Annotated in this window: 21 protein-coding genes and 6 tRNA genes; 22 read left to right on the top strand and 5 right to left on the bottom strand. The window is 43.1% G+C overall.

Annotated features, from left to right (window positions below; all coding sequences use genetic code 11):
• Positions 1–5: 5 nt before the first annotated feature.
• From ACFQ2J_RS06210 to ACFQ2J_RS06175, 8 genes are all read left to right on the top strand, one after another.
• Complete coding sequence (locus ACFQ2J_RS06210; protein WP_386057555.1) at positions 6–812, top strand: pyruvate, water dikinase regulatory protein; 807 nt, start codon at positions 6–8, stop codon at positions 810–812.
• Positions 813–1040: 228 nt separating this feature from the next.
• A complete protein-coding gene (locus tag ACFQ2J_RS06205; RefSeq protein ID WP_386057554.1) occupies positions 1041–1508 on the top strand; it encodes a YaiI/YqxD family protein in 468 nt (155 codons plus the stop codon).
• A 32-nt stretch (positions 1509–1540) separates the two neighbouring features.
• Entirely contained in the window at positions 1541–3358 is a 1818-nt protein-coding gene (dnaG, locus tag ACFQ2J_RS06200; protein WP_386057552.1) for a DNA primase, read from the top strand.
• A gap of 88 nt (positions 3359–3446) precedes the next feature.
• Positions 3447–4568, top strand: a complete 1122-nt coding sequence (rpoD, locus tag ACFQ2J_RS06195; protein ID WP_386057550.1) for an RNA polymerase sigma factor RpoD — start codon at positions 3447–3449, stop codon at positions 4566–4568.
• A gap of 120 nt (positions 4569–4688) precedes the next feature.
• Entirely contained in the window at positions 4689–5237 is a 549-nt protein-coding gene (locus tag ACFQ2J_RS06190) for a hypothetical protein (protein WP_386057549.1), read from the top strand.
• Between the two features lie 105 nt (positions 5238–5342).
• Positions 5343–5696, top strand: a complete 354-nt coding sequence (cccA, locus tag ACFQ2J_RS06185) for a cytochrome c550 (protein ID WP_386057547.1) — start codon at positions 5343–5345, stop codon at positions 5694–5696.
• Positions 5697–5771: 75 nt separating this feature from the next.
• A complete protein-coding gene (locus tag ACFQ2J_RS06180) occupies positions 5772–6482 on the top strand; it encodes a tRNA (adenine(22)-N(1))-methyltransferase (protein ID WP_386057545.1) in 711 nt (236 codons plus the stop codon).
• A complete protein-coding gene (locus tag ACFQ2J_RS06175) occupies positions 6475–7608 on the top strand; it encodes a Nif3-like dinuclear metal center hexameric protein (RefSeq protein ID WP_386057543.1) in 1134 nt (377 codons plus the stop codon). Before ACFQ2J_RS06180 ends, ACFQ2J_RS06175 begins: the two co-directional genes overlap by 8 nt.
• Positions 7609–7694: 86 nt before the next feature.
• Here ACFQ2J_RS06175 and ACFQ2J_RS06170 read toward each other — a convergent pair whose 3' ends face one another.
• The gene (locus ACFQ2J_RS06170; protein WP_386057542.1) at positions 7695–8642 is read right to left on the bottom strand and encodes a 4-hydroxy-3-methylbut-2-enyl diphosphate reductase; all 948 of its coding nucleotides are present in this window, start codon (positions 8640–8642) and stop codon (positions 7695–7697) included.
• A 170-nt stretch (positions 8643–8812) separates the two neighbouring features.
• Between ACFQ2J_RS06170 and ACFQ2J_RS06165 the strand changes: the two genes are divergently transcribed.
• Together ACFQ2J_RS06165 and ACFQ2J_RS06160 are read left to right on the top strand one after the other, a co-directional pair.
• Positions 8813–10132: a DEAD/DEAH box helicase gene (locus ACFQ2J_RS06165; protein ID WP_386057541.1), complete on the top strand. Its 1320-nt coding sequence runs from the start codon at positions 8813–8815 to the stop codon at positions 10130–10132.
• A 29-nt stretch (positions 10133–10161) separates the two neighbouring features.
• Positions 10162–11055 (top strand): deoxyribonuclease IV, encoded by an 894-nt coding sequence (locus tag ACFQ2J_RS06160; protein ID WP_386057539.1) that lies wholly within the window; start codon positions 10162–10164, stop codon positions 11053–11055.
• A 113-nt stretch (positions 11056–11168) separates the two neighbouring features.
• Here the strand turns inward: ACFQ2J_RS06160 and ACFQ2J_RS06155 are convergent, their stop codons facing one another.
• Positions 11169–11453 (bottom strand): DUF2624 family protein, encoded by a 285-nt coding sequence (locus ACFQ2J_RS06155; protein ID WP_386057537.1) that lies wholly within the window; start codon positions 11451–11453, stop codon positions 11169–11171.
• Between the two features lie 116 nt (positions 11454–11569).
• On the opposite strand from ACFQ2J_RS06155, the gene ACFQ2J_RS06150 reads away from it, so the two are divergent.
• Together ACFQ2J_RS06150 and ACFQ2J_RS06145 are read left to right on the top strand one after the other, a co-directional pair.
• Entirely contained in the window at positions 11570–12298 is a 729-nt protein-coding gene (locus ACFQ2J_RS06150; protein ID WP_386057536.1) for a lytic transglycosylase domain-containing protein, read from the top strand.
• A 128-nt stretch (positions 12299–12426) separates the two neighbouring features.
• Positions 12427–12828 (top strand): hypothetical protein, encoded by a 402-nt coding sequence (locus ACFQ2J_RS06145; RefSeq protein ID WP_386057534.1) that lies wholly within the window; start codon positions 12427–12429, stop codon positions 12826–12828.
• A 44-nt stretch (positions 12829–12872) separates the two neighbouring features.
• Here ACFQ2J_RS06145 and ispG read toward each other — a convergent pair whose 3' ends face one another.
• Positions 12873–13976 (bottom strand): flavodoxin-dependent (E)-4-hydroxy-3-methylbut-2-enyl-diphosphate synthase, encoded by a 1104-nt coding sequence (ispG, locus tag ACFQ2J_RS06140; RefSeq protein ID WP_386057532.1) that lies wholly within the window; start codon positions 13974–13976, stop codon positions 12873–12875.
• A 104-nt stretch (positions 13977–14080) separates the two neighbouring features.
• Positions 14081–14455: a hypothetical protein gene (locus tag ACFQ2J_RS06135; protein WP_386057530.1), complete on the bottom strand. Its 375-nt coding sequence runs from the start codon at positions 14453–14455 to the stop codon at positions 14081–14083.
• 125 nt (positions 14456–14580) lie between these two features.
• Between ACFQ2J_RS06135 and ACFQ2J_RS06130 the strand changes: the two genes are divergently transcribed.
• Positions 14581–15207: an NfeD family protein gene (locus tag ACFQ2J_RS06130; protein WP_386058360.1), complete on the top strand. Its 627-nt coding sequence runs from the start codon at positions 14581–14583 to the stop codon at positions 15205–15207.
• A 93-nt stretch (positions 15208–15300) separates the two neighbouring features.
• A complete protein-coding gene (locus tag ACFQ2J_RS06125) occupies positions 15301–17043 on the top strand; it encodes a methyl-accepting chemotaxis protein (protein ID WP_386057528.1) in 1743 nt (580 codons plus the stop codon).
• Between the two features lie 34 nt (positions 17044–17077).
• On the opposite strand, the gene ACFQ2J_RS06120 is transcribed toward ACFQ2J_RS06125, so the two are convergent.
• Positions 17078–17578, bottom strand: coding sequence for a DUF1189 family protein (locus ACFQ2J_RS06120; protein ID WP_386057526.1), 501 nt, complete (start codon positions 17576–17578; stop codon positions 17078–17080).
• A 229-nt stretch (positions 17579–17807) separates the two neighbouring features.
• Here ACFQ2J_RS06120 and ACFQ2J_RS06115 point away from each other — a divergent pair, with 229 nt between their 5' ends.
• From ACFQ2J_RS06115 to ACFQ2J_RS06080, 8 genes are all read left to right on the top strand, one after another.
• Positions 17808–19436: a Na/Pi cotransporter family protein gene (locus ACFQ2J_RS06115; RefSeq protein WP_386057524.1), complete on the top strand. Its 1629-nt coding sequence runs from the start codon at positions 17808–17810 to the stop codon at positions 19434–19436.
• Positions 19437–19675: 239 nt separating this feature from the next.
• Positions 19676–19750, top strand: a tRNA-Asn gene (locus ACFQ2J_RS06110).
• Between the two features lie 9 nt (positions 19751–19759).
• Positions 19760–19836, top strand: a tRNA-Met gene (locus tag ACFQ2J_RS06105).
• Positions 19837–19875: 39 nt separating this feature from the next.
• Positions 19876–19951: transfer RNA gene (locus tag ACFQ2J_RS06100), tRNA-His, on the top strand.
• A gap of 3 nt (positions 19952–19954) precedes the next feature.
• Positions 19955–20031, top strand: a tRNA-Ile gene (locus tag ACFQ2J_RS06095).
• 10 nt (positions 20032–20041) lie between these two features.
• A tRNA-Ser gene (locus tag ACFQ2J_RS06090) sits at positions 20042–20134 on the top strand.
• A gap of 269 nt (positions 20135–20403) precedes the next feature.
• Positions 20404–20476: transfer RNA gene (locus tag ACFQ2J_RS06085), tRNA-Phe, on the top strand.
• A gap of 222 nt (positions 20477–20698) precedes the next feature.
• Complete coding sequence (locus ACFQ2J_RS06080; protein WP_386057522.1) at positions 20699–21310, top strand: superoxide dismutase; 612 nt, start codon at positions 20699–20701, stop codon at positions 21308–21310.
• The last annotated feature ends 74 nt before the right edge of the window (positions 21311–21384 follow it).

Here is a 21384-nt window from a genome sequence, read left to right as displayed (position 1 = left end):
GTGAAATGAATAGACCGTTGATTTATATATTGTCAGATTCCGTGGGGGAGACTGCTGAGCTTGTTGTCAAAGCAGCCTTGAGTCAGTTCAATGATGGGATTTTCGATATCCAGCGGATTCCTTATATCGAAGATAAAGAAACACTTGATGAAGCATTGGTACAGGCGAAAGAAAAAAATGCGATGATCGGGTTTACATTGGTTTCGCCGGAATTCAGAAGTTATTTATTGAAGCAGGCGAAAGAAAACGGTGTTGAGTGTGTGGATATCATGGGACCGATGATGGATGCGATGGAACGGTTCTTTAATAAGGAACCAAAGCTTGAGCCTGGTCTTGTTCACAAACTGGATGAAGACTATTTCAAACGCGTCGAAGCAATCGAGTTTGCGGTGCGATATGATGACGGAAGGGACCCGAGGGGTATAGCCAGAGCCGATATTGTTCTGATAGGTGTTTCGCGGACCTCAAAGACACCGTTATCCCAGTATCTCGCGCATAAACGATTGAAAGTCGCAAACGTTCCGATCGTACCGGAAGTGGAACCGCCTGAAGAGTTGTTCCACGTTGACCCGAAGAAGTGCATCGGCTTGAAGATCAGCCCGGAAAAACTTAATGATATCCGAAGAGAAAGATTGAAAGCATTAGGGTTGGGCGATCAGGCCAGTTACGCCAATATGGAGCGGATCAAACAGGAATTGGACCATTTCAACAAACTAGTCGATCGTCTGGATTGCAAGGTAATCGATGTTTCCAATAAAGCAGTCGAAGAAACAGCGAACGTCATTATTAATATGATGAGGAATCAATCATAGAACGATAAATACCGAAAGTCGCACCATGTCATGCATGGTGCGACTTTCACTTTTGATGAGCGTATTTCAAAAAAAAACAGTAGCTTTTGGTTTTTACATGTATTATAATATTTATTTGTGAAAAAATGATTCATAGATGAAGGTAGGAATCAACCTATCGATTATTCTGAATAATAAAACATTGACCATTCGGAAGGATTCTGCAGGATGTTGTAGAATTAGTGAAGTATGTTGAAAAATCAAAAGCCGATCGTTTATGTAGATGCCGATAGTTGCCCAGTCAAGGAAGAAATCCAGCGTGTCTGTCAGAAGCATGTTGTTACGCCTGTTTTTGTGTCGACATTCAATCATTACAGTCCTGATGCAGATAATGATAATTGGAGAATCATCGATCCGGATGATCAAGCCGTCGATTTGTATATCTTGAATAAAGTCGAAAAAGGCGACCTGGTGATCACCCAGGATCTCTCCTTTGCAGTACTACTGATGGGCCAAGGGGTTTATGCACTGACTCCTCGAGGTAAACTGATAGCAGAAGCAGATGCAGATGAGATTCTTTACCGTAAGTATCTGCGGCAAAAGAACCAGAAAGCACGCAACCGTATCAAAGGCCCGTCTGCGCTGACAGATGAAGACAAAAAAAGGTTCGAGATGCAGCTTGAGAATTTTTTGTCGAACAATGAAGGTATTTTTTAGACTTTCTAGAATAAAATTAGATGGTGATTCATATGTCAGGACATCTTCCAGAGGAAACGATCGATGAAATCCGTCGATCAAATGATATCGTTGATGTAGTCGGCGAATACGTCCAATTGAAAAAGCAAGGCAGAAATTACTTCGGCTTATGTCCATTTCATGGTGAGAAGACTCCTTCTTTTTCCGTGTCTCTTGACAAGCAGATCTTTCATTGCTTTGGATGTGGAAAGGGCGGGAATGCCATTACATTTCTTATTGAAATGGAAGGCTATACGTTTATCCAAGCGATCCGGCACCTTGCTGACAAAAGTGGCTATCACTTGCCAGAAGAAGTTCGTTCAAGTGACTCAAGCCAATCATCCAGTAAAGAAGATCAAACGGTTCTCGATGCCAACAATTGGCTGATGAAGCTTTACCATCACCTTTTGAGGAATACGAAAGAGGGTAAGGAAGGGTATGCATACCTCATTGAACGGGGTTTTACTGATGAAATCATCGACCGGTTTCAGCTGGGATATGCACCCAACTCAAAAGACTTCGTTGTACGTTTCCTCGAAAAGAAAGGGTTTCATCCCCAGGCGATGGTGAAAGCTGGCTTGCTGAGTGTCAACGACCATGGTGAATATTCCGATCGATTCAGGGGGAGGGTCATCTTCCCGATTCGGAATCACCTTGGGAAGACCGTTGCGTTTGGAGGAAGGGCGATATTCGATCAGGAACCCAAGTACTTGAACAGTCCTGAAACAGAGCTCTTTCAAAAAGGAAAGCTATTGTATAATTTCGATTTGGCCCGAAGCGCCATTCGGAAAAAAGGTAGCGTCATTCTTTTTGAGGGTTATGTGGATGTCATCGCTGCCAATCAGGCAGGGGTGGAAAATGGGATCGGTACACTCGGAACATCGATAACGGAGCAGCAGGCCAAATTGATCCGAAGGTACGTGGATCAGGCCATCGTTTGTTACGATGGAGATCGCCCTGGTATCGAAGCTTCCTTGAAAGCGGCGAAACTCCTAATGAAAACTGGTTGTCAGGTCAAAATGGCAAGGCTTCCCGATGGAATGGATCCGGATGATTACATCAAAGCTTATGGGGCGGAGCGATTTCAAAATGAAGTGATCGGTGCAAGTGATACCTATGTCGCATTCATCATGCGTCACCTTCGTAAAGAATTCAATCTGAATTTAGAAGGGGATAGAATCACTTATGTCGAAAAGGTATTGAAGGAAGTCGCCACTGTGGATCGTGCAATTGAAAGAGAGCACTACCTGCAGGAACTGGCGAATGAATTCGAACTTTCGATGGATACCTTGAAGGATGAGGTCGCTAAACTCAGTAAACGTCAAGGTAAAAGGGATAACACCAAGGAGAACAGGTATACTAATTCGATACAAAGACAAAATAGTGAAGCGAAGCTCTTACCGGCATTCCACAATGCTGAACGTGCACTCCTTGCATACATGTTAAGGGATGCGACGATTGCTGATAAAGTACAGCATGAGCTTGGTGGAAATTTCAATATTAGTGATCATCAAGTCATTGTCACTTACCTCTACGCATATTTTGAAGAGGGCAATGAACCTGATGCCAGCCTGTTTATCGAAAAGCTGCCCGATCCGGACTTAAGAAGCCTGGTAATCCAACTTGCGATGATGCATGTACAGGACGATATATCTGATCGTGAAATCAACGATTATATACGTCTGATCAGAGCGGAGCAAAGTGATAAGTCGGACATCCGATCTCTGCAGGAACAGCAGAAAGATGCAGAAAAGAGAAATGATCCGATCAAAGCTGCGGAAATCGCAATGCAAATACTGCAGATGAAGAAAGATTTGAAGAAACAACATTAAGTTAATAAATGCTTTCATAGCTTTTATATAAAATAATGCATGAAATTCATACTTTTTAGATAGGATTTGTTTGGAAGGAGGGGGACTCATGGCAGATAAGCCATCAAGTTCTAAAGAAACTACAGAAAACGAACTCACGCTTGAGCAGGCGAAAGAACAATTGCTTGAAATGGGGAAAAAGCGTGGTGCTTTAGCATATGAAGAAGTTGCTGAAAAGCTCTCCAATTATGAATTGGAATCAGAGCAGATGGACGAATTTTATGAGTACCTTGGTGAGCAAGGGGTAGAAGTGATCGGTGATTCAGAAGAGGATCCGAATATGCAGCAACTGAATAAGGAAGAAGAATTCGACCTTAATGACTTAAGTGTACCGCCTGGGGTGAAAATTAATGACCCGGTACGGATGTACTTGAAAGAAATCGGTCGAGTAAACCTGCTTTCGGCTGCTGATGAAATCGACTTGGCACAACGTATTGAAGAAGGCGAAGAAGAAGCGAAACGCCAATTGGCAGAGGCGAACCTTCGACTTGTTGTAAGTATCGCCAAACGTTATGTAGGTCGAGGTATGTTATTCCTGGATTTGATCCAGGAAGGGAACATGGGCTTGATCAAAGCTGTTGAGAAATTTGATTACCGTAAAGGGTATAAGTTCAGTACGTATGCCACATGGTGGATCCGTCAGGCGATTACTCGTGCAATTGCGGACCAGGCACGTACCATCCGTATCCCGGTCCACATGGTGGAGACAATCAACAAACTGATTCGTGTACAGCGCCAATTGCTGCAGGATTTCGGCAGGGAGCCTACTCCGGAAGAAATCGGTGAAGAAATGGAACTTACACCTGACAAAGTCAGGGAGATCCTTAAGATTGCCCAGGAGCCTGTCTCTTTGGAAACACCGATTGGTGAAGAGGATGACTCTCACCTTGGTGATTTCATCGAAGACCAGGAAGCTACGTCACCGTCCGATCATGCAGCTTATGAATTGCTGAAGGAACAATTGGAAGACGTATTGGATACACTCACGGATCGTGAAGAGAACGTATTGCGTCTCCGTTTCGGTTTGGACGATGGAAGAACACGCACACTTGAAGAAGTAGGTAAAGTCTTCGGCGTTACACGGGAACGAATCCGTCAAATCGAGGCGAAAGCCTTAAGAAAGCTTCGTCATCCGAGCCGGAGCAAACGATTGAAAGACTTTATGGAATAAATGTGAGTGCAGATATGTAATGAACGGACACAGGGAATGCCGCACAGAAGGTGGTGTTTCCTGGTCTGTTTTTTCACTTATATAAAGCTGTCAGAATTTCAGCTATATCGGAGTGATGTCATGCAAAATGATCGAACTTCCATCATTATAAAAGAAATACGCTATTGGAAAGAAAGCCGGATGTTGCCTGAAGCGTACTGTGATTACTTATTAGCACTCTATACTCAAGGTGACGGAATCACAGAAGTCAAAGAGGAGAGCCCAAAAGGGAGAGGGACAAGCCTCCAGCGAGTGATCATCCTTATGATCAACCTTTTTTTGTTACCGCTCTCATTTCTTGTCATTTATTTTACTGAAATGACTTACATAATGCAAACAGTCATTTTGTCGATAAATGTAGGCATATCTTTCGGAACTTTCTATTTGCTCTTCCAAAGCCGCCAATACCGGCGTGATGTACACATACCACTGATCGTTGGACTTTTGAATTTATTAATGCTTTCCATTTACACAATCAACCATTGGTTCAGTACAATATGGCTGTTAGGAGCGGTTCACCTTATGAACTGTATCCTATGGTTCATTATCGGCAGAAAGCTTGACCTTCAATATTTGAAGGTGGGAGGATTTATCGGTGTTTTAGTATTCATAATTTCATTAGTTTTTTAAGATTTCACATGTTATCCCTTTTATATCTACAAATTATGCAGTAAAATAAATATAGTTTGTAGTTTTGAGTAACATAAGGGGAGTACATAAGGAGGAAATGGACACATGAGAAGAAACCCACTTATCCCATTCGGGATCATTGCAGTACTAGGTATACTTACGATGTTTGTCCTTGGTTGGGTAGGTACCTCTCAACATGAGGCAATCCAGAACGGTGGAGAAGAGACAGAACAGGCTTCATCCAATCCTGAAGATATCTTCCAGAACAACTGTTCATCCTGTCACGGGGCAGATTTGTCTGGTGCGAATGGACCGTCTTTAAAGACAATTGGAAGTAAGTACAGTAAAGATGAAATTCAGGATATCATTATCAATGGTAAAGGACAGGCTATGCCTGCTGGATTGGTACCGGCAGAAGAAGCTTCTATCTTAGCCGAATGGCTTGCTGAAAAGAAATAAGAACACAGAGAAAAGCTTTCTGGAACCATTCAGAAAGCTTTTCTTTTTCGATTGAGAGAACTGGAGGAAACCGATATGAATGAACATGTATTATCAAACCGGCTCGCAATGGTAGCCTCTTACCTTCCACAAGGAGCCTTCTTTGCCGATATCGGCTCGGACCATGCTTATCTGCCGTGCTTTGTTTGCCTGAAAGACGAACAGGCTAGAGCAATTGCTGGAGAAGTCAATGAGGGCCCTTTTCAGAGTGCCGTAAATGAAGTAGAGAAAAATGACTTGGAAGATCGCATTTCCGTTAGAAAAGGGGATGGATTGGATGTGCTTCATGAAGGGGAAGTCGATCATATTATCGTAGCCGGCATGGGTGGAACATTGATTAGCTCGATCCTCGAAAATGGAAAAGAAAAATTAGGTGCAGTAAAACGAATCATTGTCCAGCCGAATGTCGATGCAGAATCCTGCAGACGTTGGTTTGACCAGAATGGCTTCATGTTAACCGATGAACATATCCTTGAGGAATCGGGACATATTTATGAGGTGCTTGTTGCTGATGCAGATGGCCAGGAAAGCCCTTATGAACCAGATAATAAAGAAAAGCAGCTTTATTTCGGACCATTTTTGACTAGTGCAAAAACGCAACCTTTCATAGAAAAGTGGAAAGAAGAGCTAACTAAAAAACAGCGTGTACTTTCACAAATAGAAAAGGCAAAACAACCAGATCCATCAAAAGTAGAAGAGTTTAAGAAAAAAATTCACTGGATCGAGGAGGTACTTGGTAATGGGTGATACGATTACGGGTAACGACATTATCAAAGCTTTTGAAGAGTGGTGTCCGAAGCATCTGGCATTCGATTGGGATAAGGTTGGACTGCAGATCGGTACTCTGAACAAGAAAGTGGACAATGTAATGGTGACGTTGGATGTACTTGAAAATGTCGTAGATGAGGCAATTGAAAAAGATGTCGACTTAATCATTTCCCATCACCCGATCATTTTCAAACCATTGGAGCAAATCAATCCTGACCAGCCGAAGGGAAGGGCGATACAGAAGCTGCTTAAGCATGATATTTCCGTTTACGCAGCCCATACGAACCTTGATGTGGTCGAAGGTGGTGTGAATGATGCAATGGCAAAAGCCGTGGGTGTGGAAACGACCAGTCCTTTGCTTAAGACAGATAAAGAAAAACTGATCAAGCTGACTGTATTCGTACCTGCAGATTATGCAGATGCATTGAAGGAAGCGATCCATCAGGCAGGTGCCGGGCATATCGGTGCGTATAGCCATTGTTCATTTTCAATAGACGGTCAAGGACAATTCAAGCCATCTGATGCATCTGATCCATTCATTGGTGAACAAGGAAAACTTGAAAAAGTGGAAGAAAAGCGGGTGGAGACGATCTTGCCGCAGCGCCTGTTAAAACCAGTTCTGCAGGCGATGGAAGAAGCGCACCCCTATGAAGAAGTAGCCTATGACTTGTATCCATTACTGAATGAAGGGCGTTCGATTGGAGTAGGTAGGATCGGTGAATTACCTGAGCCGATGACGTTGAAGGATTTCAGTGAGCAGGTGAAGCGTGGGTATGACATCCCGAATCTGAGGGTAGTCGGCAACTTGGACAAAAAAGTGAAAAAGGTTGCATTGCTAGGTGGAAGTGGAGAAAAGTATATTCATCTTGCAAAACGAAATGGTGCAGATGTTTATATTACCGGCGATATGACACTTCATCCTGCTCAAGAGGCACTTGAAATGGGCTTGAGTATCATCGACCCTGGCCACCATGTGGAGAAAGTGATGAAACAGGTCGTCAAATCGTACTTGGATGCTCGCTTCAATGCTGAAAATAAACAGTTAACTATCTACGAATCCAATGCCAATACGGAGCCATTTCAATTTCTATATAATCAAAGGTAATAAGATGAATGTAAAATTCGCTATTTAATCGCTAATATAAAAACGAAAACCCGAACGCGAAGTTCGGGTTTTCTATAACAAAAATATTATCTTTTCTTCGCTTTGACTTTCGGAAGGATTTTTTTACGTTCCACTTTCGATTCCAGCACCCATGTTTCTTCGTTTTCAGGGTCGTAATTTTCAATGAATTTGATTACTTCTTTTGTAATCGGTGTAGGAGTGGAAGCACCAGCTGTGACTGCTACTTTTTTGACACCCTCCAACCAATCGAGATCGATTTCTGTCACATCCGCGATACGGTAGGCCATGGTTCCAGCTTTTTCTTTGGAAACTTGAGCAAGCCGGTTGGAGTTATTACTCTTGGGATCACCTACGACAAGGGTAAGGTCGGCATCTTTCGCTTGTTCTGAAACAGCTTCCTGTCTCACTTGAGTCGCCATACAGATTTCCTGATGAAGTTGCACATGAGGATATTTCTCTTTCACTTTTTGCATGACATCGTACACATCCCACTGACTCATGGTTGTCTGGTTCGTTACGAGCAGTTTGTCATGGTCGACGTCCAGATTTTCTGCATCCTCTTCTGTCTGAATCAAGTGGACCTTTCCAGGTGCCACTCCGATTGCTCCTTCAGGCTCCGGGTGTCCTTTCTTACCGATATAGATGATTTCAAAGCCTTCTGCTACTTTTTCGCGAATCAAGTTATGCGTATTCGTAACATCAGGACATGTTGCGTCAAGTACTGTCAAACCTTTGTTTCTTGCACGTTCTTTCACTTCGGGTGAGACACCGTGAGCGGTGAAAATGACGGTGCCGTCGTTGATTCCTTCCAGTATTTCCAGGCGGTTTTCACCGTCCAGCGTAATAATGCCTTCTTCTTTGAATGCTTCAGTCACATGAGTATTATGGACAATCATACCCAAAATATATATAGGACGGGGAAGGTTCGGGTCCTTCGCTGCATTCTGTGCAATCACCATGGCATCGACCACGCCATAGCAATAGCCGCGAGGTGCAATTTTGATTACTTCCATGAATCGGTTCCCCCTTTGTTCATACCAATAAAGTGTTGGATCTCCATTCCATTATAAAGGTTCTATGGCTGATTGACAAAGAAGACAATGATAACTATCGTGCAATTCCTTCGTTCCTCTACTATAATAGAGGATGGAGATTTTGTTTCTGAAGAAAAAGGAGAAATTACATGACCAAACATTCATTCAATCAATATGCGATTCATCCGGTTGTAAAGGAAATCGTTGACAAACTCGGGTTCAATGAGCCCACCCCGATCCAGCAGAAGGTCATCCCTGCTGCACTTAGAGGGGAAAGCCTGATCGGGCAATCCCATACCGGATCCGGGAAAACGCATGCGTTTCTATTGCCGTTATTGAATAAGCTCGATGAAAATAAAGCACATGTCCAATGTGTAATCACGGCACCGACCCGTGAATTAGCTACACAAATTTATGATGAAGTAAGAAAATGCATTCATCATGCCAACAAGGATGAGCGCTGGAAAGCAAGATTACTTATTGGCGGCACGGACAAAAAGAAAGCGATGGAGAAGCTGAGGGATCAGCCTCATATCGTTGTTGGTACGCCAGGGCGTATCCTGGATATGGTGAAAGAAGAAGCGCTTGACCTTCATCACGCAAACAGCTTTGTCCTGGATGAAGCAGATTTGATGCTTGATTTAGGCTTCATCGAAGAGGTGGATCAGATTTTGGTTCGGGCCAATCCTAATATTCAGCTGATGGTCTTTTCTGCAACGATTCCTGAAAGATTGCACCCATTCCTGAAGAAATATTTGACGAACCCGACGCACATCCAGATTGAAGATGACAAACCAGCGCCGGAACTGATGGAACACCGCCTGGTGCCTTTGAAGCATCGTGAACCTGCTGAAATGATCGTCCGAATTTCAGAAGTAATCCAGCCATACCTGGCGATTATTTTCACAAATGGTAAAGAACATGCAAATAAACTGGCAAGGGACCTGCAGGCGAAAGGGATCAATGCCGGTATTCTTCATGGTGGACTTTCCCCAAGAGAAAGAAAACGGATGTTGAAAGAACTGCAGAACCTGCGTTACCAGTACATTGTTGCGACGGACCTTGCTTCTAGAGGAATTGATATCCAAGGGGTAAGTCATGTCATCAATGCACAGCTTCCGAAAGAAGAGGAATTCTATATTCATCGTGTCGGCAGGACTGCCCGCGCAGGAATGGAAGGTACAGCAATCAACCTTTATACGGAGAATGACCTGCCGTTGATTGAAAAGCTGGAGAAAAAAGGATTGACGTTCACTTTTTATGACATCAAAAATAAAGAGTGGCAAGAAGTCAAATCCTACAAAGAGCGTTCCACACGTAAAAAGACTGAGTCAGATGTAGAAAAACAGGCGTGGAACATGGTGAAGAAACCGAAGAAAGTCAAGCCTGGCTATAAGAAAAAGATGAAAAATCAGGCTGACAGGAACAAGAAGAAGCTGAAACGTGAAAGCTTCCGTAAGAAAAAGTAATACAATCAAAGGTAGAGGTGTTTAATGCTATGGTAAAAATCGGATCACATGTATCGATGAAAGGGAAAAAAATGCTGCTGGGTGCAAGCGAAGAGGCAGCCTCCTACGGTTCAAATACTTTCATGATCTATACTGGTGCCCCTCAGAACACGCGGAGGCGTCCGATTGAAGAACTGAATATCGAGGATGGTACGGAGCATATGGAGGCGAATGGAATCAGCGATATTATCGTACATGCCCCATATATCATCAACGTAGGAAACACGACGAAGCCTGAGACATTCCAGCTCGGTGTGGATTTCCTTCGCAATGAAATCGACCGTACAGAAGCACTAGGAGCGAGGCAGATTGTTCTGCACCCAGGTTCGCATGTCGGAGCAGGTGCAGATCAGGGGATCGACCGGATCATCGAAGGCTTGAATGAAGTGTTGCACAAAGAACAGCCTGTCCAGATTGCTTTGGAAACAATGGCAGGTAAAGGTTCGGAGTGCGGCCGTTCATTTGATGAATTGGCGAAGATCATTGATGGTGTGACTTACAATGAAAATCTTTCAATATGTATGGACACATGCCACATCCATGATGCTGGTTACGATATCGTCAACGATTTTGATGGAGTTCTCAAGGAGTTCGATAATATCATCGGGCTTGACCGGTTGAAAGTCGTTCACGTCAACGACAGTAAAAATGAACGAGGCGCACAAAAGGACCGTCACGAGAATATCGGTTTCGGGCATATCGGATTTGATGCGTTGAGCTACATCGTTCATCACCCGCAATTGTCAGATCTTCCTAAAATTCTTGAAACCCCGTATGTTGGAGAAGATAAGAAAAATAAAAAGCCGCCATATCGATTTGAAATCGAAATGTTGAAATCAAAAGAATTTGACCCGCAACTGAAAGAAAAAATCATGAATCAGTAATAGGAGGAAGCGCTGCCTTATATAGGCGGCGCTTTGTCATTTTCTCATCCGCTGTGAAACCCTATCTCCTTGTGTGAAAACTCGGCTTTAATCTGGTATAGAAAGCAAATGAATTATTTCAACCAATTCTCTACTCCGTGCTCTTTAGCTAATTGATGGAGAATACGGTTAACTTTCTGGGCGGTTTGAGGACTGGTGATTTTGCCTAGGCGTTTAAGCATCTTCATCCGATCCTCTGTCTTCAAGGGATTATAGGAGGTGGACTTTAGTTCACCTACTATTTGGGCAGCTTCTTTATCAGAAACAGTAATTCCATATTTCGTGCTGTATGTTTTTATGTCCTGGATGGTTAACTGCTTCAATTTTTGGGTAATGATATGTTGTGCCATACTTTTCATTGGAATTCTCCTTTTCATACATACTTGTTACAGGTTATTCATCATGTACGTTAATGTTACGGAGCTTATTCCATCCTCGTGTGCACAAGGAACGTTTCAATAGGAGGGTGAGGACAATGACGGTTTTAAAGACATTGTTTCATGTCGGATTGACAACTGTAATTGTTGCGATGATCGTAATCGTGGTCAATGATCATCACCAGCAGGAGAAGAAAACGATTCTTGCTGAGAAGAAGACGTTGGCGAAAACGAACGAAGATCTACTTGAACAGAATGAACAACTGCTATCACAGAAAGAATATATGTCCACGGAGCGTAAAAAATCCGCCGAACAAAATGGGTATTTCAGCTGGAATGAGATGGAAGGACTTGCAGAGATGCTTGTAGAGGATAGCGAAGGCAGATTCAAAAAATCCTGGGCACTATATCTCGTTAGGGAAGCAACCAAGTATGAGGTCGATCCATTTCTTGCATATGAATTGCTCAAGGTGGAAACTGGGAGGACGTTCGATCCTGAGCTGGTCGGCCCCAAGACAAAATATGGACATGCATACGGCATGGCTCAATTCATGAAGAATACTGCTCCATGGATAGCCGAAATGGCTGGGCTTCCTTATAAGGAAGAGCTTCTATTCGACCCATACTATTCAATGCAATTATCACTGGTCTACTTGGATTATCTTCATAATGAATATGGGAATTGGGATGAAGCCCTTACTGCCTACCATCGCGGTATGGGAGGACTTGAAGAATATAAAAAGAAAAATGGACATGCTAACAGCTGGTACGCGGAAGCGATTCAGGAAGGTGCGGACAATTATCAGACAGTGGCATATAAAGAGTGAAGCGATAAAGCTCATGGTCTTAACGACTGTGAGCTTTTTTGTATCCGATACAATAATTACCTTACTTAAAAGCGGTAATCTGCAGACACTAGAAAGGAATCTCCATTTAGAAAGTGAGGGTGTTTACCATGGACGATTCCAATAAACGTTCGACCTATGATGAGGTGGAAAAAGCTCCTCATTATGGAGATGAAGCAACAATGGACAATAAAGAAGGTCTCGTGCATCATGATGAGTTGTACCATGAAAAGCACGATGAGGAATTCGCGCAGGAGATGGCATTGAATGAGCCCATCAGAAATGAAGAGCAGGGTACTGACATGCAGACGGAAGTCCAAACCGGTATGGGCTGGCTTGCGATCGTACTTGTCGGGATCTCTTTCTTCGTCGCTCCAGTACTGCTAGGTGGTGCAGGGATCATACTCGGATTCTTCGCCAAACGTCGCGGTGCTGAAACGTTAGGGAATACAGCTATTGTCATCGGGGCGATTTCCATTCTTCTTTCACTGTTCCTGGCACCATTGTTTTAGCGAATTAAAAAAAGTGAGCCCGTTGATGGGCTCACTTTTCTTCATTATGCTTTCTGTTTCTCTTCTTCCTGTTTCCGGTAGTGTTCTTCTGCAAGCTTGTCGACTTCTTTCTTCAGTTCATCCACCATGATATCCTCCGGTACTTTACGGATGATTTCACCATGTCGGAATAGAAGTCCTTCACCGCGGGCACCGGCAATGCCGATATCTGCTTCACGTGCCTCACCAGGCCCGTTTACTGCACAGCCCAGAACAGCTACTTTGATTGGTGCTTTTATGGTCTGGATATATTCTTCCACTTCATTTGCAATTGAAATCAGGTCGATTTCGATCCGTCCACATGTCGGACAGGAAATAAGGGTAGCTGCATTTGCTGCCAATCCGAATGACTTCAGAAGTTCTCGTGCAACTTTGATTTCCTCGACAGGGTCTGCACTTAAGGAAATCCTTACTGTGCTTCCGATCCCTTTACTTAGGATTGCTCCTAATCCAGCGGCACTTTTTACTGTACCGGCGAACAATGTACCTGATTCCGTGATTCCTAAGTGGAGTGGGTACTTGATGACTTCAGCAGCTTTTTCATATGCCTGGATTGCAAGGTTCACATCAGAAGCTTTCAGTGAGACGATGATGTCATGGAAATCCAAATCCTCAAGAATCTTAATATGGTGAAGTGCACTCTCTACCATACCTTCAGCTGTAGGATAGCCATATTTCTTCAGAATGTGCTTCTCGAGAGAACCAGCGTTGACACCGATTCGAATTGGGATGCCCTTTGCCTTTGCAGCGTTGACAACCGCTTCGACTTTTTCACGTCGACCGATGTTTCCTGGGTTGATACGAATCTTATCTGCTCCGCCTTCAATCGCTTTCAGTGCCATTTTGTAATCGAAATGGATATCGACGACAAGTGGGATGTTGATCCGTTTCTTTATTTCCGGAATGGCATCTGCTGCTCGCTCATCCGGGCATGCAACTCGGACAATCTGACAGCCTGCTTCCTCAAGACGATGGATTTCATTGACTGTTGCTTCCACATCGTGCGTTTTCGTAGTTGTCATGGATTGAACGACGACCTGGTCGCTCCCTCCGATTGTAATATTACCGACCCTTACCGGTCGTGTGTCTTTTCTATGCGTAAGTGCCATAATTAATCGCTCCTTTTCCGCGATAAAATGCATGTTTCTTTTGTACCATCCCTTATTATAATGGGTATAAGCTTAAATGAGAAGGACCTTGCTTCTATTTTAGCCTATTGGGAATCTGGAAGCTCATATACAGGAAAGCGGTATGCTTCATCAATCTTTATAGCTGAAGGGTCTGTACCCGGATTCAGCTTCTCGAAATCTTCCAGCATTTCCCCTATCCCATGATGATACGATCCATCGTGGATTTCTTCAAGGATGGAAAGGACTGTGTCCCCAGGTTCAACAGTAATTGTAGCATACTTACTGAAACGTGTATCCGGTTGAGGAGGGGGTGTTGGTGGTTCAGCCGGTTCAGAAGGGGCTGATTCTGACGGGGTTACTTCTGTATTCGATTGGATGGTAGTACCCGTAGTAAGGTCTTTGTAGACACTCATGAAAAGCAACAGGACCAGCACAGTGAGGAAAAGCTTCTTTATCAATGCGAGCACATCCCTATACATAGTATAGTAAATATATTCGATGTATTTTTTTACTTTCCTGTTTTGAAACTTTAATTGTTTTCATACGTAAACATATCTATAGAGGAAGAGAGGACGTGAAGATCATGGATTTATTGGAATATGATGCTATTACATTGGTGATTACATTTTTAGGTACGATGTTTCTGATCGGTGAGTTACTGGTCAATATGAGGGGGATTTTCGGGATATTAGGGATTGGATTCATTACTATCTTCTTTTATTCCTATCTTGCGCCGAGCATGTTCCTCATCATGATGTTCGTCTATGTTATCGGATTACTGTTGATCATTATTGATGGAAAGCTATTGAATGATGGCACATTGGCTGTTATTGGAATGGTCTGTATGCTCATCGCTGTAGGGTTTACAGCACCGAACTGGGTTGCGGCATTATACAGCATCATCGGAGTCATCCTAGGTGCAGCTGCATCATTGTTCTTTTTAAAGGCATTCAAACGGAGGGATATGTGGTCGAAAATCGCCTTAGTCGATCAATTGTCATCTGAAGCGGGATATAATACAGTCACTGAAGATTATCGCAGCTTGAGAAACAAACAGGGTACGACGATGACAGATATGCGGCCGGTAGGTACGATTCTTATCGAAGGAAGGGAATACAGTGCTGTCACTAATGGTCAATGGATTCCTAAAGATACGGAAGTTCAAGTCGTTGACATAGATGGTACAAAAATACTGGTAAAAAAGAAGTGATATTTACCAAAATTAACAATAGATTTACACTTGGTTCATACTCCATCCCCATAATAGGACACAGGTACCTATAAAAGGGGTGGAGTATTTATTATGAAAAAAATAGTAGCCAGGAACTTGTCTCTTTCGCTTCAAGCGAGGATTTCCATCATTGTCAGTGTGTTATTTCTGATCTCCCTGACATCCGTTGGGTATTTATCCTATTCAAAAGCGAAGGACAGTCAGATTGAATTAGTCGAGGAGCGGTTGGAGAGAGAATTATCCGCCACCCAAAGCATGGCGGAAAATCTGATGTATGCTTTCGTCGGTGATAAAGAAGTTTTCCAAGGTCGCATGAATACATATATAAAAGCTCAGCAGGCGCAATTGATGCAGGATGGTTTTTCAGCAAAGGTTCATTTGATTAAAGGTGAAGAGATGATCGATGTGGTACATGAAGACAAGAAGGTAGAGTTCGATGAGGGATTGATCAAGGACATCAACCAAAGTGAAAATGGTACGGTTATGCACGACTGGAAAGGGGAGCGCTATGTTTTTTCCTATATACCAATCCAGGAGCTGCAGGGGATTTATCTGATCAGTTTCCCTGCTGCTGACTTCATGAATGAAATCAATCAGCTTGCTTATTTTTCTTTGCTCGTTGGCATCGTGGGGCTTGTACTAGTCATAATGGCAGTGTATCTGTTCATCAGGAAAACGATGAAGCCACTTACTCAATTACAGCAAATGATGCGAAAAGCAAGGAATGGGGAGTTTGAAGATGCTGCGATGCTGAAGACAGATATTCCTGAAATTCGATCATTGACGAAAAGTTACCAATTGTTGATCGGGAAAATTTCTTCCATGTTGGCTAATCTTCAGGAAGCAGTCACTCAATTGGATCATTCCAGCGGAGATCTTGCTAAAGCATCTGATCGGTTGGAGATGTATCAAAGGGGACTGAACAGTGAACTGCAGGAGGTATTAGAAAGCAGCCGAACCGCAGTAGATAGGACCGATGACCAGCAGAGGACCTTTGGAACTCTTGAGGAAGTTTTCAACGAAATGATGGGGCGTCTGCACAAAATGTTCAATAAGCAGACTGAAATGAACAAAGCGGTTGATAAAGGTAATGAAAGTGTCCAGCATGTCATCCGTTCCTTTGAACACTTTCATAAAAGCCTTGAACAAATGGAAGACAGGGTTCGATATTTCCAGACTCATATGGCATCTATCCGTGATTCCGGCGAAAGAATCCAATCGATTGCGGAACGAACGAAATTGCTTGCACTGAATGCGACGATTGAGGCATCAAGAGCTGGTGAGGATGGAAAAGGGTTTGCCGTCGTAGCGGCTGAAGTGAGGAAATTGGCAGAAAGCTCGAAGGATACCGCCATCGATATAGATGGAAAACTGAAGGAAACAAATCAGATTGGGTTATATTTAACAGAACAGTTTGGTTTATTGACAGATGAGTTGAAGGATCAGTTGAATCAAGCATATGTTTCAGAAGAGTCCTATGAAAAACTGTTGACGCATATGGAGTCGTACAACCGAATGATTGAAGATGCCAAATCTTATGTGACAGAAGGTGAGCGAATTTTACCTGAAATGAAAAACGCATTTGAACAATTTTCAATGATCGCAAAGCAGCACATTAACTCAAGTGATCGGTTGTTGGAAACAGCCCAAAACCAACAGATCCAGATGACGCATGCTGAAGGCATCAGACAACAGCTTGTTGGTCTGGCGCAGGAATTAGGAAGTGTGGTGAATGAGAATGTTGGGCTTGAAACGGATGTACCGGGAGCGAACAAGGAAAGGAAGGAACAACACGATCTAATCAAGGCATCATAAAAAATGAAGCGTCGTCCCAGTGTGGGGCGACGCTTCATTTTTTACTTGGAACATATCTGAGGCTTAACAGAATATAAAGCATGCATCCTAACAAGTAGACCCATACTAATGAAGTAACGGAAACGATGAACGATTCCACGATGACCAGTATTAATGTCGGTGCGGTGACAGCAAAAGATGTGACAACCCATAATTGTTTGTAATTGATACGTTTATGGGTAATGACACTATAGATATAAGCAAGCCATGAAAGAAAGCTGATCATCACCATTAGGAAGAAAGAAATGAACAGATAGATGAATGGAAGGAAGATGATTGAAAACACCCCTCCGGAAATTCCTTTCATCATTCCACCACCGACGGATTCACTTGTTGAGAGTAATAATGAAAGTAACATACTTGCCATTACAGGGATAAGAACGATCAGACTAAGAAAAAATATGTATCCGATTGATTTTCCGATTGGGAGGATGCGGAAAGCTCCGATCATTTTGAAGTTGTAAAAGCTTTTTATCAACTGCGTTGTTTTGTTCATGTATTTCTCCCCTTCCGGTTTCTTTCTTAATAGTAAAGAAGGACGCAGAAAAGGACAAGCAAAACAAACGAATATTACCCCCGTTTTAAACGATTGTAAATTTAGTGTTAATTTTGTCGAGAGGTCCTTTACAAAAAGCAGATATATCGACAATAATGGTAGAGGTGTTTCAACGCCATCATATATAAATAAAAATAATAATTCTTGGATGAGAAGGGACGGAGATCTTTTGGAAATCGATGTACAGAAGATGATATTTGAGTTTATTGGTGGACTCGGTATTTTCCTATTCGGTTTGAAGTATATGGGGGAAGGATTGCAGAAAATTGCTGGTGAGCGTTTGAGAGACTTGCTGGACAGGTTTACAAGCAATCCATTCATGGGTGTCCTTGCAGGTGCTATTGTTACGGCATTGCTGCAAAGTAGTTCGACTACCACAGTACTGACTGTAGGACTAGTCAACGCTGGATTTATGACATTCAGACAAGCAATTGGTGTCATCATGGGTGCCAATATCGGAACGACGATGACTGCATTCATTATTGGTATTGATATTAAAGAATACGGCCTTCCGATTTTAGCTGTCGGTGCATTACTGCTCTTCTTCTTTAAGAGTAAGAAAGTCACCTATATTGGTCAGACGCTATTTGGTTTCGGTGCGCTCTTCTTTGGTCTGGAAGTGATGAGTGGTGGGGTTAAGCCGCTACGTGATCTTCAGACATTCCATGACCTGACGGTTAGCATGAGTGACAACCCGATCCTTGGTGTTGTAATTGGAACAGTTTTCACTGTAATCGTACAAAGTTCCAGTGCAACCATCGGTATTTTACAAGAATTCTATGGACAAGGGCTGATGGATATTGATGCAGCCTTGCCGGTACTATTCGGTGATAACATCGGTACAACCATCACAGCAGTACTTGCAGCTATCGGTGCAAGTGTAGGAGCAAGACGTGCCGCAGCCGTTCACGTAATATTCAACGTTCTAGGTGCAGTTCTGTTCCTATTGTTATTGAAGCCATTTACGATTTATGTCGAATTCTTAAGAAACCAATTTGACCTTGAACCAGAGATGACGATTGCATTTGCCCACGGATCTTTCAATATTGCAAATACGATTCTGCAATTCCCGTTTATTGCAGTATTGGCTTGGATTGTTGTGAAAGTCATCCCAGGTAAAGATTCTATTGTAGAATTCAAACCACGTCATCTTGATCCGATTTTCATTGAGCAATCTCCATCACTTGCCCTGGATCAGGCGAAAGAAGAAGTAATTCGCATGGGTGAGTATGCGTATAAAGGACTTGAAGAAACAAGTTATTACCTGAATAACCATAAACAAAAGCATGCGGAAGTGGCGCTGCAGATCGAGGATGCTTTGAATAACCTCGACCGTAAGATTACGGATTATCTAGTCGAGCTATCATCAGCACCGCTTTCTGATGAAGAAAGTCATAAACACTCTGCATTGATGGACTCTGTCAGAGACATCGAGCGAATTGGTGACCACTTTGAAAATATTGTCGAATTGATCGATTATAAGATCTCCAATAAAGTGGACCTTACTGAACAAGCAAATGAAGATTTAAACGATATGATCAGTCTAACCTTGATGACTGTGAAGCAGGCGATGCGAGCGCTTGAAAATATGGATAGAGAAGAAGCACTTGCCGTTGTGCAGAAGGAAGATCAAATTGACCAAATGGAACGTGCTTACCGCAAGAAGCACATCATCCGTCTGAATGAAGGACTATGCTCTGGACAGGCTGGTATCGTGTTCGTTGATATCATCAGCAACCTTGAGCGTATCGGGGACCATGCCGTCAATATTGCAGAAGAAGTTCTAGCTGAACAGTAACTCAGTAAGAAGCGTATTCCTCAAACGAGGAGTACGCTTCTTTTTTAGTGAAAAAATTGTTGAATGAACGGATAGAACATGCTATATTATTTTTGTCGCTTAACAAAGCTTCTGAAAAATACCTTTGACAGAAGTGCTGAGACATGATATATTAAATCTTGTCGCTTCAATGAAGTTACATATGCACAAGAGATTTTTTTAAAAACTGACAAGCTCAATGACATCCTTATTTATATTGATCCACCGTAGCTCAGTGGTAGAGCAATCGGCTGTTAACCGATCGGTCGCAAGTTCGAATCTTGCCGGTGGAGCCAAGAGATCATGGCGGTGTAGCTCAGCTGGCGAGAGCGTACGGTTCATACCCGTGAGGTCGGGGGTTCGATCCCCTCCGCCGCTACCATACATATGTTTCATTAATTAAATACTTATCATTCACATGGCGGTCGTGGCGAAGTGGTTAACGCACCGGATTGTGGTTCCGGCATCCGTGGGTTCGATCCCCACCGGTCGCCCCATGTGGACCCTTAGCTCAGCTGGTTAGAGCTATCGGCTCATAACCGATCGGTCGCAGGTTCGAGTCCTGCAGGGTCCACCATATATATGACGGAGGAGTACCCAAGTCCGGCTGAAGGGATCGGTCTTGAAAACCGACAGGGGCTTCACGGCCCGCGGGGGTTCGAATCCCTCCTCCTCCGCCATTTTTTATTTTTAGGAAGAAAATAACTCATCCAAAATAAGAGAACAGCCAAAATGAACCAAGAGACTTGAGTGACCAAATACCAGTCTCACACAAATCAGAGCACCGGCTTGGTAGCGAAGCCGTAAACCTCTTGAATTATCTTCAGCGTAGGCTTTGCGAGGAGTTCAACACCACACATTAAGCCAGAGGCTAACTAGAACGAGTCGAACGACGAGCACATTCACGTGAACGTCGCGGAAATACTATTAATCAAATTTTCACTATTATGGCTTGGTAGCTCAGTCGGTAGAGCAACGGACTGAAAATCCGTGTGTCGGCGGTTCGATTCCGTCCCAAGCCACTTTCAACCAGAACAAGCAGAGATGCTTGTTTTTTTATTATCTGTTTTTTCATGTTTGAAATGATTCCCAATGGGTATTAATATTTACGGAGCCGATTTTTTGGCCTTCTTTTCATGTGCAAAAGATTTGCATGGGTCATACCACTTTGGTAATGTTGCATTAGAGGCAACATTTTTCATGAAGCTTCTAATGTACATAAATATAAAGGAGGAATTTTCATTATGGCTAAATTTGAACTACCAGAACTACCTTATGCTTACGACGCACTTGAACCACACATCGATAAGGAAACGATGAACATCCACCATACGAAGCACCACAACGCTTATGTAACTAAGCTTAACAATGCGGTGGAAGGACATGCGGATCTAGAAAGCAAGTCCCTTGAAGATCTTTTAGGTAATCTTGACGCTGTACCTGAAAATATCCGTACTGCAGTACGCAACAACGGTGGCGGAGCTGCGAACCACAACCTATTCTGGACAGTAATGTCTCCGAATGGCGGCGGTGCACCATCTGGTGAACTTGCTGATAAAATCAATGATACGTTCGGAAGCTTAGAAAGCTTCAAAGAGAAATTCGAAAATGCTGCAAAAGGACGCTTCGGCTCCGGTTGGGCATGGCTTGTTGTCAATAATGGCAACCTTGAAGTTACAGATACGCCAAACCAGGACACTCCTTTGATGGAAGGTAAAACTCCTATCCTTGGACTTGATGTTTGGGAGCACGCGTATTACCTGAAATATCAGAACAAACGCCCTGACTACGTTTCTGCATTCTGGAACGTTGTAAATTGGGACGAAGTTTCCAAGCGTTTTGACGCAGCTAAATAATAAATGACACATGAAAGCGTAGGCGAATAAGCCTGCGCTTTTTCTTATGCCTGTAGATACTTGTAGCCTCCATC

The sequence above is a fragment of the Thalassobacillus hwangdonensis genome (assembly GCF_042675915.1).
Lineage (GTDB): Bacteria > Bacillota > Bacilli > Bacillales > Halobacillaceae > Thalassobacillus_A > Thalassobacillus_A hwangdonensis.
The sequence above is the reverse complement of the archived record's forward strand: the minus strand, read 5'-3'. Positions and strand labels throughout refer to the sequence as shown.